Annotated in this window: 10 protein-coding genes and 1 tRNA gene; 4 read left to right on the top strand and 7 right to left on the bottom strand. The window is 66.0% G+C overall.

Annotated elements, in window-relative coordinates; all coding sequences use genetic code 11:
- Positions 1-98: 98 nt before the first annotated feature.
- On the bottom strand, positions 99-764 hold the full coding sequence (locus tag LX13_RS13610) for an HAD-IA family hydrolase (RefSeq protein ID WP_253661892.1): 666 nt from the start codon (positions 762-764) through the stop codon (positions 99-101).
- A 230-nt stretch (positions 765-994) separates the two neighbouring features.
- Between LX13_RS13610 and LX13_RS13605 the strand changes: the two genes are divergently transcribed.
- Positions 995-1,567: a TetR/AcrR family transcriptional regulator gene (locus LX13_RS13605; protein WP_253661891.1), complete on the top strand. Its 573-nt coding sequence runs from the start codon at positions 995-997 to the stop codon at positions 1,565-1,567.
- Here LX13_RS13605 and LX13_RS13600 read toward each other — a convergent pair.
- A complete protein-coding gene (locus tag LX13_RS13600) occupies positions 1,564-3,597 on the bottom strand; it encodes an MDR family MFS transporter (protein ID WP_253661890.1) in 2,034 nt (677 codons plus the stop codon). The two genes, LX13_RS13605 and LX13_RS13600, sit on opposite strands and share 4 nt — an antisense overlap.
- A gap of 153 nt (positions 3,598-3,750) precedes the next feature.
- On the opposite strand from LX13_RS13600, the gene zwf reads away from it, so the two are divergent.
- Positions 3,751-5,205 carry a glucose-6-phosphate dehydrogenase gene (gene zwf / locus LX13_RS13595; RefSeq protein WP_253662740.1) on the top strand — a complete coding sequence of 485 codons (1,455 nt, stop codon included), beginning with the start codon at positions 3,751-3,753 and terminating at the stop codon, positions 5,203-5,205.
- Between the two features lie 56 nt (positions 5,206-5,261).
- Here the strand turns inward: zwf and LX13_RS13590 are convergent.
- Positions 5,262-5,335: transfer RNA gene (locus LX13_RS13590), tRNA-Leu, on the bottom strand.
- 133 nt (positions 5,336-5,468) lie between these two features.
- On the opposite strand from LX13_RS13590, the gene LX13_RS13585 reads away from it, so the two are divergent.
- Both LX13_RS13585 and LX13_RS13580 read left to right on the top strand, forming a co-directional pair.
- The gene (locus LX13_RS13585) at positions 5,469-6,086 is read left to right on the top strand and encodes an ANTAR domain-containing response regulator (RefSeq protein WP_253661889.1); all 618 of its coding nucleotides are present in this window, start codon (positions 5,469-5,471) and stop codon (positions 6,084-6,086) included.
- Between the two features lie 171 nt (positions 6,087-6,257).
- Entirely contained in the window at positions 6,258-7,631 is a 1,374-nt protein-coding gene (locus tag LX13_RS13580) for an ABC transporter substrate-binding protein (RefSeq protein ID WP_253661888.1), read from the top strand.
- A gap of 86 nt (positions 7,632-7,717) precedes the next feature.
- Here LX13_RS13580 and LX13_RS13575 read toward each other — a convergent pair whose 3' ends face one another.
- Genes LX13_RS13575 through LX13_RS13560 form a run of 4 tightly spaced genes read right to left on the bottom strand, consistent with a single transcriptional unit; the run spans position 7,718 to position 11,915 of the window.
- On the bottom strand, positions 7,718-8,545 hold the full coding sequence (locus LX13_RS13575; RefSeq protein ID WP_253661887.1) for an ABC transporter ATP-binding protein: 828 nt from the start codon (positions 8,543-8,545) through the stop codon (positions 7,718-7,720).
- On the bottom strand, positions 8,542-9,618 hold the full coding sequence (locus LX13_RS13570; protein WP_253661886.1) for an ABC transporter ATP-binding protein: 1,077 nt from the start codon (positions 9,616-9,618) through the stop codon (positions 8,542-8,544). Before LX13_RS13570 ends, LX13_RS13575 begins: the two co-directional genes overlap by 4 nt.
- Positions 9,608-10,594, bottom strand: coding sequence for a branched-chain amino acid ABC transporter permease (locus LX13_RS13565; RefSeq protein WP_253661885.1), 987 nt, complete (start codon positions 10,592-10,594; stop codon positions 9,608-9,610). The genes LX13_RS13570 and LX13_RS13565 overlap by 11 nt, the downstream gene beginning before the upstream one ends.
- A 4-nt stretch (positions 10,595-10,598) precedes the next feature.
- On the bottom strand, positions 10,599-11,915 hold the full coding sequence (locus tag LX13_RS13560; RefSeq protein ID WP_253661884.1) for a branched-chain amino acid ABC transporter permease: 1,317 nt from the start codon (positions 11,913-11,915) through the stop codon (positions 10,599-10,601).
- Positions 11,916-11,955: the final 40 nt, after the last annotated feature.

Raw genomic sequence — 11,955 nt, 5'->3', positions numbered from 1 at the left:
TTCTCCTCTGACCGCCGCGTCGATGCGGCAGCGCGAATGGCGATGAAGTGTGGGGGGTGGATCGGGCCGACCGGCACCGATCGGGTCGTACGGGAGGGTCAGACGCCCGCGAGAGCGGTGACGCGACCGGAGTCGAGCGCGTGGACCGACTCGACGGCGGCGCTGAAGTCGCCCTCGGCGGTGTTCTCGTTCGGGAAGGCGATACACGTGACGCCGGCGGCGGAGGCTGCGGCGACGCCGCCTTCGTTGTCCTCGATGGCGACGCAGTCGGCTGCGTTCTCACTCAGCTTGTCGAGGGCGAACGTGTAGGACGCGGCGTCCGGCTTGGGCTCGGACACGCTGGAGGAGTCGACGATGATGTCGAAGCTCTCCTTGGTGACATCGGGTCCGAGCGAGTCGAGGAGCGCGGAGATGTTGTCGGCCGACGTGGTGGTCACGAACCCGACCTTCACGTCGCTCTTCTTCGCTGCGGCCAGGGTCTCGACGACGCCGGGGCGCGGGGTCAGGCCGGCCTCGCCCACCAGCTTCTGGAAGATCTCGGACTTCGTGGCGTGGATCGCGGCGGAGTCGACGTCGGCGTTCTTGGACTTCGCGTACTCGGCGACGCGGTTGGCGCCGCCGTTCGAGCCGAGCATCGAGATGTAGTCGGCGCGGGTCCAGTTCCAGTCCAGGCCGTGCGCGGCGAAGGCCTCGTTGAAGGCGCGACGCTGGAGCTCGGAGGTGTCGGCGATGGTGCTGATGGAGCCGAAAAGAATGGCAGACATGAAGATCCCTTCGTGGCGTGGAATCGGCGGGTCAACACCTCGACACCCGGGTCGCAGTGGACCGGCCCCACAAGAATTCGAACGGGGGCGTTGACGCCGCTGGTCTCCAACGCCATCACCTTCGTGCTGTTTTGACAGTACAGTACTGGTCTGACAGTTCAAGAGGTAATTTTTCCGTCGACCGATCACCTGAGACGGCGGCCACCGACCCCCGAGGAGGACTCGCCCCGATGAGCCCCGGACGAGCCGGCGCAACCGCGGAAGACGCCCGCGTTGCCCGAACCCGTACCGACGTCGCCCGTGCATCGCTCGACGTGCTGACCAGCGACGGATTCGACGAACTGACCCACGCCAGGGTCGCCCGCCTCGCGGGGTACTCGAAGACGACGCTCTACACGCACTGGCCCTCCCGGGTGGACCTGCTGACCATGGCCCTGGCCGCCCTGGGCGAACTGCCTCATCACACTCCGACCGGTGATCTGCGCACCGATCTCATCGCCGAACTGCACGCCTTCCGCGATGCGATCAACGACCTCGGTCTCGACCGTGTCCTCATGGTGCTCGCCCAGTGGGGCGCGACCGTCGACGAGATCGCTCGCATCCGAATTGATCTCGTCACCGACGGCGAACACGTCGCGCGTCGCCTGCTGTCGCAGGTCGCCGAGGGCGTCCGCCTCGAGGCGGCGGTGTCGATGCTCTCGGGCGTCGTCGTCTGTCCGACGCTGATGTACGGCTCACCGCCCGACGACACGACCGTCGAGCACGCCATCGACATCCTGCTCGCGGGGCTCGGCGTCCGCTAGGCGCGGACGATCTCCTTCTGCTGTTCGGCCATCGCACGTCGCGCCGACCGTTGCACGGCCCCCCGCGCCCTGGCCGCGAGTTCGACCTCGTCCTCGGCGGGGAGCCATTCGCGGAGCTGCTCGAGCAGCCAGTCCCGCCAGGCGTCGCCGATCGCGTCCATCGTTCTCGCGCCCAGCTCGGTGAATGCGAAGGCGTTGTCGGTGCGGACGATGAGACCCGCGTCGACGAGATCGTCGTAGTAGGACGTGAGGACGCCGTGCGGGATCCCCAGGCGGTCCTCGGCGTCGTCCTGTCGGGCCGGAATGTCCAGAACCCGTGTGCGGATGCGTATCCCGATGAGCCCCCACGCGGTTGCCGGGTCGATGTCCGTCCCCGACCGCGCCAGCACCTGTTCGGTGGCGTCGGAGGTGTTCGCCACGATGCGTCCCACGATGGTCTCGAGCTGCTCGTCAGAGGTCTGCGACACCGGCATGGCGAATCCCTCTCCCGCGCTCTTCACCGCGTCGCCGGAGGTGCCGCGCAGTTTCACCTGTGGAAGCACGAGCGCCAGCAGGAGTCCGATCACCGCGATCGGGACCACGGCGAGGAACGGCGTGTGCAGTGCCTCGGCGTACGCCGCGATGATCGGGGTCTGCTGCGCCTCGGGAAGTCGGTGCAGTGCAGTCGGATCCGACACCGCCGACGGTGAGACGCCGGCCTCGGCAAGGGCTTTCGGTAGGACGCTGTCGAGTCGGTTGGCGTAGACGGTCCCCATGATCGACGCGCCGAACGAGCTGCCCAGGGTGCGGAAGAAGGTCACGCCCGAGGTCGCCGAGCCCAGGTCCCGATAGTCCGACGTGTTCTGCACGACGATGGTGAGGACCTGCATCGCGAGACCGATGCCCGCGCCGAGGATGAGCATGTACAGCGACTGGACGAGGGTGGAGGTCGTCTGGTCCATCGTCGACAACAGGTAGAGCGCGACCGCCATGATCACCGTTCCGGCGATGGGGAAGATCTTGTACCTCCCGGTCCTCCCGACGACCTGACCGGACAGCAGCGACGTGATCAGCAGCCCGACCACCATCGGGAGCAGACGAACCCCGGAACTGGTGGCCGACGCACCGGCGACGTACTGGAGATACGACGGCAGGAACGTCAGTGCGCCCACCATCGCGAAGCCGACGATGAAGCTGAGGATGGATGCGATGGTGAACACCTTCTTGGTGAACAGACGCATCGGGAGGATCGGTTCGTCGGCGTGGAGTTCGACATAGACGAAGACCCCGAGCGCGGCCACCGATCCGACGAAGAGTCCGATGATCATCGGTGAACCCCAGGCGTACTGGGTTCCGCCCCACGACGTGGCCAGGGTCAGGCCGCTTGCGCCGAGGGCGACGAACACGACGCCGAGGTAGTCGATCTTGGGCCGAACCCCGCCCTTGAGGCCCGGGATCGTGGCGGCCGCGGCGATGATCACGATGATCGCGATGGGGACGTTGACGTAGAAGGCCCATCGCCAGGACAGCTGGTCGGTGAAGAAGCCGCCCAGCAGCGGGCCGATCACCGTGGTGACACCGAAGACCGCGCCGAGCATGCCCTGGTACTTGCCGCGCTCCCGCAGCGGGATGACATCGCCGATCAGTGCCGTCGCGGTGACGGTGATGCCGCCGCCGCCGATGCCCTGGATCGCACGCATGCCGATGAGGAAGCCCATGTCCTGCGCGAGGCCGCAGAGCAGCGAACCCAGGATGAAGATGACGACGCTCACCTGGAAGACGCGCTTGCGTCCGAAGAGGTCGCCGAACTTGCCCGCGACGACGCACGCGATGGTTTGCGCCAGGATGTAGGACGTCACCACCCAACTCAGGTGCTGCGAGCCGCCGAGGTCGCCGACGATGGTCGGCAGCGCCGTCGACACGATCGTCTGGTCGAGCGCCGCGAGCAGCATGCCCAGCATGATGGTGCCGAAGATGACGTTGATCTGCCGCCGCGACAGCGTGGGCGATCCGTCCTCGTCGATTGCGTCGAGAGTGGTGGACTCGCTCATGGAGAGATGTCCTTCTTCGCGCGTTGTGACCATCGGGACTCGTTCGCCGGGATCACGATACGACGCGATCGGCTCTCCCCGCGTCCGAACCCCGCCTTCGCTCGTCGTGCCGCGGGGGCGTCAGGGTGGGACGATCATCGCGTGAGCGAAACCATGGATCATCTCGAGCAGTCCGATGACGTAGATCCGCACGTGGTCGTGTTGTTCGGGGCGATGGGAGACCTCGCCAAACGCAAGCTGTTGCCGGGTCTGTTCCACCTGTCGATGTCGAAGCTGACGCCGGCGATCCGGGTTGTCGGGACGTCGCTCGACGAGATCAGCACCGACGACTTCCGGGCCGCGGCCAAGAAGGCCTGCCTCGAGTTCTCCAGCCGCAGTCTCACGTCGGAGGCCGTCGACGAGTTCGTCGACTCGTTGACCTACGTGTCGCAGGGGGACGGGCCGGCCGCACTCGCAGAGGCGGTGAACACGGCGTCGGACACCATCGGCGGATCGGCGCGGGTGCTGCACTATCTCAGCGTTCCGCCGAAGGCGGCGATGGCCGTGCTGGAGATGCTGAGCGAGGCCGGTCTCGTCGAGCGCTCCCGCGTGATCATGGAGAAGCCGTTCGGAACCGACCTGGCCAGCGCGAAGAAGCTCAACGCGTCGATCCACCGGTGGTTCGCCGAGGAGCAGATCTTCCGCATCGACCATTTCCTCGGCAAGGAATCGGCCCAGAACATCCTGGCGTTCCGATTCGCGAACGGTCTCTTCGAGCCAATCTGGAACCGCAACTTCATCAACTACATCCAGATCGACGTCCCGGAGAAATTGTCGCTGGAGGGACGCGCCGGGTTCTACGAGTCGACCGGCGCCTTCCGCGACATGGTGGTCACCCACCTGTTCCAGATCCTCGCGTTCGTGGCGATGGAGCCGCCGACCGAGTTGGCGCCCGGACCGATCAGCGAGGAGAAGAACAAGGTCTTCCGGTCGATGAAGCCACTGGACCCGCACGACGTGGTGCGCGGGCAGTACATCGGCTACCGCGACGAGCCGGGCGTCGCGCCCGAGTCGGAGACCGAGACGTTCATCGCCCTCGAGTGCGGCATCGACAACTGGCGGTGGGCCGGCGTCCCCTTCTATCTGCGCACCGGCAAATGTCTGGCCGAAGGGCAACGCATCATCTCGATCGGGTTCCGCGAGCCGCCGAAGAGCATGTTCCCGCAGGGATCCGGTGTGGGACAACATGGTCCGGACCACCTGACCTTCGATCTCGCCGACGTGTTCAAGGTGTCGCTGTCGTTCTACGGCAAGCGGCCCGGGCCGGGCATGAAGCTCGACAAGCTCAGCCTGCAGTTCGGGATGGGGGAGCACGAACACGCCGGCCTGGTCCTCGAGGCCTACGAGCGGCTGATCCTCGACGCCATGAAGGGCGACCGGACGCTGTACACGACCGCCGAGGGCATCGAGCGTTTGTGGGAGGTCTCCGCGCCGCTGCTGGCCGACCCGCCGCCGGTGCGCAGTTACAGCCCGTGGTCGTGGGGCCCGAACGCGATCCACCAGCTCATCGCGCCGCACGCATGGCGACTGCCGTTCGAGCGGAGTTGGCGCAGCAAGGACAAGGACTGACCCGTCGGCTGGGCGGTTACGGACGCCGAACGAGCATCGGCGTCGTGGACGAAGGGTGCCCCCGGTCAGACTCGAACTGACACTGGACGGGTTTTGAATCCGTTGCCTCTGCCAATTGGGCTACGGGGGCGTGCGCGAAGCACAACATTAGATGATCGGCCCACCCGTTCGGTAACCGGTACTGTGCTCTCCATCGGTTGCCCACCGTGAACAGCGTCGTCACGACGGGTGCACCGGACTACTCACCGTGGAGGTTCACCCCTGTGACATCAGCGTCGTCGACAGAGTCCGAGGGCGATGCCCGCACGACCCACCGTGTGCTGGTCGCCGAGGACGACTCACTCATCCGCATGGACCTCATCGAGATGCTCCGTGAAGAGGGATACGACGTCGTCGGCGAGGCTGCGAACGGTCAGGTGGCCGTTGATCTCACCGAGTCGCTCAAGCCCGACCTGGTGATCATGGACATCAAGATGCCCGTCCGCGACGGCATCGACGCGGCCGCCGAGATCGCGCAGAAGCGACTCGCCCCGGTTGTCATGCTGACCGCGTTCTCGCAGCGCGAGTTCGTCGAGAAGGCCCGCGACGCGGGAGCGTTGGCGTACCTCGTGAAGCCGTTCAGCAAGGCCGACCTGGTGCCTGCCATCGAGGTCGCCGTCAGTCGCTACACCGAATTGACCACGCTCGAGGGTGAGGTCGTCGACCTGACCGAACGCCTGGAGACGCGCAAGCTCGTCGAGCGCGCCAAAGGATTGCTAATGACGAGTCAATCATTGAGCGAGCCAGAGGCTTTCAAGTGGATCCAGCGGGCCGCGATGGATCGTCGGACCACTATGAAGACCGTCGCCAACGTCGTGATCGAGACCCTCGACGAGAAGTGAGTCCCGCCAGGGACTCGCGTTCGCACCTGTCTTCCACATGGCCGCCGGGTTTCGGTGAACGTAACTCGCGGGCAACACAACCGCGCTAGCTTTACCGGGTCGAGGTGCGGTCTCCCAATTCGCGTCTTCCGTTCGCGCCGCCCTCGAATGTCATCTGCGAGGAGAACATTGATGTCGAGTCGCCATCTCATGAGTGGTGCGGTAGTCGTGGCGGTGTCCGTGGTGGCACTGGCCGGTTGTAGTAGTAGCGACAGTGGGGATTCCGGGGGCAGTTCCGGATCTCCGTCGGAGAGCGTCAGCATCGAGTCCACCCCGGCCCCCTCGGGTCTCGGGTTGTCCCAGAAGCTGAACTGCCCCGGCGGGGTCGAGAAGGCCACCCCCGGCCCGGTCACCACCGCGCCGCTCAAGGTCGGCACCCTGTTGCCCGCCACCGGCAGCCTCGCCTACCTCGGGCCGCCGGAATTCGCCGGCGTCAAGCTGGCGGTGACCGACATCAACGCCAACGGCGGCGTGTTGGGTCAGCCGGTCCAGGAGATCACCGGTGACTCCGGTGACACCACCACCGACACCGCGAGCGCCACGGTCGACCGCGAGCTCGGTTCGGGTGCGCAGGTCATCGTCGGCGCAGCGTCGTCGTCGGTGTCGCTGAAGGTGCTCGACAAGATCGCCACGGCCGGCGCCGTAATGTTCTCGCCTGCGAACACCTCCGACGAGTTCACCTGCTACAAGGACAAGGGCCAGTACTTCCGTACCGCGCCCGCGGACATCCTGCAGGGGCAGGCGCTCGCCCAGACGATGGCCGAGGACGGCGTCCAGCGTGTCTCGCTGCTGGCGCTGAACGATCCGTACGGCACCGGCCTGGCCGAGCAGGCGCAGAAGAACCTGGAGGCCGCCGGAATCCCGGCCGACCAGATCCAGAAGATCATCTACGACCCCAACGCCCAGTCGTTCAACGCCGAGGTCGACCAGGTGAAGAACTTCAACCCGGACGGTGTCGCGGTCATCGGCTTCGACGAGAGCGCGAAGATCATCACCCGCATGCACGAGGTGGGCATCGGACCGACGGACGGCAAGTCGGTCTACGGCGTCGACGGCAACATGGGTAACGCCCTCGGTGAGGCCGTCGGTGGTGGACTGCTCAAGGGCATGAAGGGCACCACGCCGCTGACCAACACCGGTGCGGAGTTCCAGGCTCGGCTCAAGGAAGCCGATCCCAAGCTGATCGACTACAACTACGCCGGCGAGAGCTACGACGCCACGGTGATCACCGCTCTGGCTGCGGCGCAGGCGAAGTCGACCAACGGCCGTTCGATCGCATCGCAGATCAACTCGGTCACCGCCGGTGGCGAGAAGTGCACCGCGTACAAGCAGTGCCTCGACCTGGTCAATCAGGGCAAGGACATCGACTACGACGGTGTGACCGGAACCCTCGACTTCAACGAGGCCGGCGAGCCGTCCATCGGTTCGTACGGGATCCTGGAGTTCGACGGATCCAACAAGCTGCTCGAGCCGACCCGCAAGTACGTCTCGGTGGCCGGTAAGTAAGCACACCCGCAGTTGACGAAACCCCGCATCTCCGGACGGAGGTGCGGGGTTTCGTCGTATCCGAGGGCGAATGATGCCGGAGCGGACTACTTCTCGGAACTGCCCGCCAGGGTGCCGAGATACAGTTCGATGATCTTCGGGTCGTTGCGCAGGGTCTCGCCGGTGTCGGTGTAGGCGTTGCGGCCCTGATCCAGCACGTAGCCGCGGTCGCAGATCTGCAGACAGCGGCGCGCGTTCTGCTCCACGAGGACGATCGAGACGCCGGTCGCGTTGATCGCCTTGCAGCGGATGAACACCTGGTCCTGGAACATCGGCGACAGCCCGGCCGACGGCTCGTCGAGGAGGAGGACCGACGGTTCCATCATCAGCGCCCGGCCCATCGCGACCATCTGGCGTTCACCACCCGAGAGCGATCCGGCCTTCATCTTGCGCCGCTCGGCGAGCAGCGGGAACAGATCGGCGACGACGGCGAACCGCTCGTTGAACTTCTTGGGCCGCAGGTACATCCCCATCTCGAGGTTCTCCTCGATGGTCAGCGACGGGAACACGTTCTGGGTCTGCGGCACGTAGCCGACACCGAGTTGCACCAGACGATGCGCCTTGGCCGAGGTGATCGCCTCGTCGCGCAGGGTGACCGCTCCCTTGCGGATGGGGATCAGGCCGAACAATGCCTTGAGCAGTGTCGACTTGCCTGCGCCGTTGGGGCCGATGATGCCGACGATCTCACCGTCGTTGAGGTAGAAGTTGCAGTCCTCCAGGATGTTGATGCCCGGGAGATAACCGGCGGTGATGTCGTCGGCGCGGATGAGGGCGTTGCCCGCCCGCTTCTGGTGCTCGGCGGGCGTCGCCGCGAGCTGCGCCGGCGTGAGTTCCTCCGACGACGTGGTGGGTGCGTTCTCGGGTGATTCGGTCACCGGGGATCCTCTCCGGGGGCGGTGTCGGAAGCGTGGCGGCCGGGGACCGGACCGGGAGCGGCTCCGCTGGGCGGTGGATCGGACAGGTCGCCGCCGGCCTGCAGTGTCTCCTCGATGGCCTCGTCGACCTCGTGGGCCAGAACTGCGGTCTCGCCCACCGGGTTGCCGTCGGAGTCGAACTCCAGGGCCTGGTCGTGGTGGCCACCGAGGTAGGCGTCGACGACGGCCTCGTTGTCGCCGAGGCGATCGGGCAACGACTCGGCGATGACCGAACCCTGCGCCATCACCACGACCCAGTCGCTGATGTCGCGGATGACATCCATGTCGTGCTCGACGAAGACGACGGTCATGCCGTCCTCGCGCAGCGACTTGATGTGTTCGAGCAGGCTCTGCGTCAGAGCGGGGTTCACACCGGCCATGGGCTCGTCGAGCATGACGACCTCGGGTTCGCACATGAGTGCGCGGGCCATCTCGAGCAACTTGCGCTGCCCACCGGACAGCGACCCCGCGTAGTCGTTCGCCTTCTCCTCCAGACGGAAACGACGGAGCAGGGCATGGGCCTGCTCGGTGATCTCCTCCTCCTGCTTGCGCCAGGTCCACGGGGCCAGCGCGGCCAGGAAGTGTTCGCCACGTTGGTGTCGACCGCCGAGACGGACGTTGTCGAGCACGGACAGCTTGGCCAACGCGCGGGTGAGCTGGAAGGTACGCACCATGCCGCGTCGCGAGACCTGGTGGGGGACCAGCTTTCCCAGCGGCTCGCCGTTGAGCGACCAGGTGCCCGAGTTCGGCTTGTCGAACCCGGTGATCAGGTTGAAGAACGTGGTCTTGCCCGCACCGTTGGGTCCGATCAGACCGGTGATGGCGCCCCGCTGGATCTCGAGGTGGTCGACGTCGACCGCGGTGAGACCGCCGAAACTGCGGGTGATGCCGTCGACGGTGATGATCGGATCGGGCTTCGCCGAGCCGGGGGTCGCCTCGATGCCCGCGAAGATCCGGGCGCGTTCCTCCGCGCTGAACGTCTTGAGCTTCGCGGCCGACGGGATGTGCTCGGCGGTGTCGGAGTCACTTGGCATCGAGCTGGACCTCCCGCTTGTTTCCGAGGATTCCCTGGGGCCGGAACACCATCATCAGGGCGATGGCCAGGCCGAGGAGCACGTACCGGACCGCGCCCACCTGCTGCTGGGTGAGATCGATGTATCCGGCGTCGGTGGCCTGTCGGAGCAGGACATCGGGGATGGACAACAGGAACCAGAAGAGCATTGCGCCCAGCACCGGCCCGAACACGGTGGCGGCGCCACCGAGGATCAGGGCGCCGTAGGCGAAGAACGTCTGGGCCGTGGAGAAGAAGTCGGGGTTGATCGACTGGGTCTGCAGGGCGTTGAACACGCCGGCGAGACCACCGATGCATCCGCCGATGACCAGTGCCTGCATCTTGTAGAAGTAGGCGTTCTTGCCGACCGAGCGGGCAGCGTCCTCGTCCTCGCGCACCGCCTTGAGAACACGACCCCACGGGCTGCGCACCAGCAGGAACACGAACAGACACAGCAGCGCGACCAGCAGCCAGCCCACGACCATCGACCACAGGTCGCTTCCCTGGAACTTCACGCCGGCGAACGAGTACTGCTTGCCGTTGTCGAACGGGCTCAGCGAGTAGAAACCGTCCGCGTATCCGAACAGGCCGTTGGTCGATCCGGTGACGCTGTCGGTCGAGGTGGATCGGAATATCAACCGGAGGATCTCCGACGCGGCGATCGTGACGATGGCCAGATAGTCCGCTCTCAGGCGCAGGGTCGGCAGACCGAGCACGAGCGCCAGCAATCCCGCCGCGGCGATGCCGATGATGGACCCGAGCCAGATGGGCAGGTCGTATTTCACGGCCATGATGCCCACGCCGTACCCGCCGAGCAGTGCGAAGCCGATCTGACCGAAGTTCAGCAGTCCGGTGTACCCGAAGTGCAGGTTGAGGCCGATCGCCAACAGTGCGTAGAAGATCGCCGACGGGCCCACGAGCTGGGCGAGCGATGTCTGCAGTGCAGAAATGAGATCCACGTTCTCACCCGATCCTTGCGCGTGATCCGAGAATGCCCTGGGGGCGGATCGCCAGGATGACGATCAACACCACGAGCCCGCCGACGTACTTGAGGTCCGGATTCACCCAGTAGGTGGAGACCTGGACGAGCAATCCGACGATCACACAGCCCAACAGTGCGCCGTAGGCGGTACCGAGACCGCCGAGCGTGATGCCCGCGAACATCAACAGCAACAGCTTGAATCCCATCTCCCACTGGACCCGCCCCGACAGTTCGGAGAGGGCGAACAAGACACCACCGAGGGTGGCCAGCGCGCCGGCCAGCGCCCAGACGAACAGGATCACCCGGTCGACGTCGATACCCGACGAGGCCGCGAGGTCGCGGTTGTCGGCGACCGCGCGCATGGCCTTGCCGATCCGGGTGCGCTGCAACATCGTCGCCACGGCGATGAGCACCACCAGGCTGACGATGATGCAGAACAGGTTGACCGGCGTGATCGCGAACGGACCCGAACCGATCTGTGTCTGCACCTGGTAGTCGGCGAAGGGCTGGTTGCGGTCGGAGAAGAAGATCAGGATCAGATACCGGGCGACCAGCGAGAGGCCGATCGACACGACGAGCTGTGCGACCAGCCCGGATCGTCGTCGGCGTAGGACCCGCCAGATGCCGAGTTCGTTGAGCACTCCGATCCCGGCGCCGATGACAACGGCGATCACGGTCGCGAGGATCAGGTTGAGGCCGAGTTTCACGTTGATGGCCCAGGCGATCACCGCTCCGAGGGTCACCAGCTCACCGTGGGCGAAGTTGGTCAGCCCGGTGGTGCCGAAGATCAGACTCAGTCCCACACCGGTGATCGCGATGATCAGGCCGAACCGGAGTCCGTCGATGGCCAGACGCGTCAGCTTCGACACCGCCGAGACCTCGGTCGACGTCCGTTGCGCCCCGAACGAGAAGATGACCGGGCGGTCGGTGCCCGCGGTCAACACGACCGGGATCGAGCGCGTCTTCTCCTGCACCTCGATGCCCTTGGGGAGGGTCGACTCGTCGATCGCCACGGTGTAGTTGCCGGGGGCGAGGGTGATCGACCACGCGCCGGTGGCACTCGACGTCGACGTCCCGACCTCGGCACCCGAGCCGTTGCTGGCGACGACCTTCACGTCGGCGACGCGCTCGGTTCCGTTGCGTAGGTTTCCGAAGATGCGGACCTCGTCGCCGGGTGCGGCGGATGCGGCGGCCGGCCCGAGGGCGGCGCCCAGGACGAGTGCCCCGATCACCCCCAGGAGCGCCGCGGCCAACCATCGGACGGCGAATGTCGGCGAACGCGGGACAAGCCGTGACATCGGCGAGTTACCTCCAGTGGCTCGATCGCAGGATGTGGCC

Origin of the sequence: Williamsia maris (assembly GCF_024171815.1) — a bacterium.
Classification (GTDB): Bacteria; Actinomycetota; Actinomycetes; order Mycobacteriales; family Mycobacteriaceae; genus Williamsia_A; species Williamsia_A maris.
This window is presented reverse-complemented; position numbering and strand designations above follow the sequence as displayed.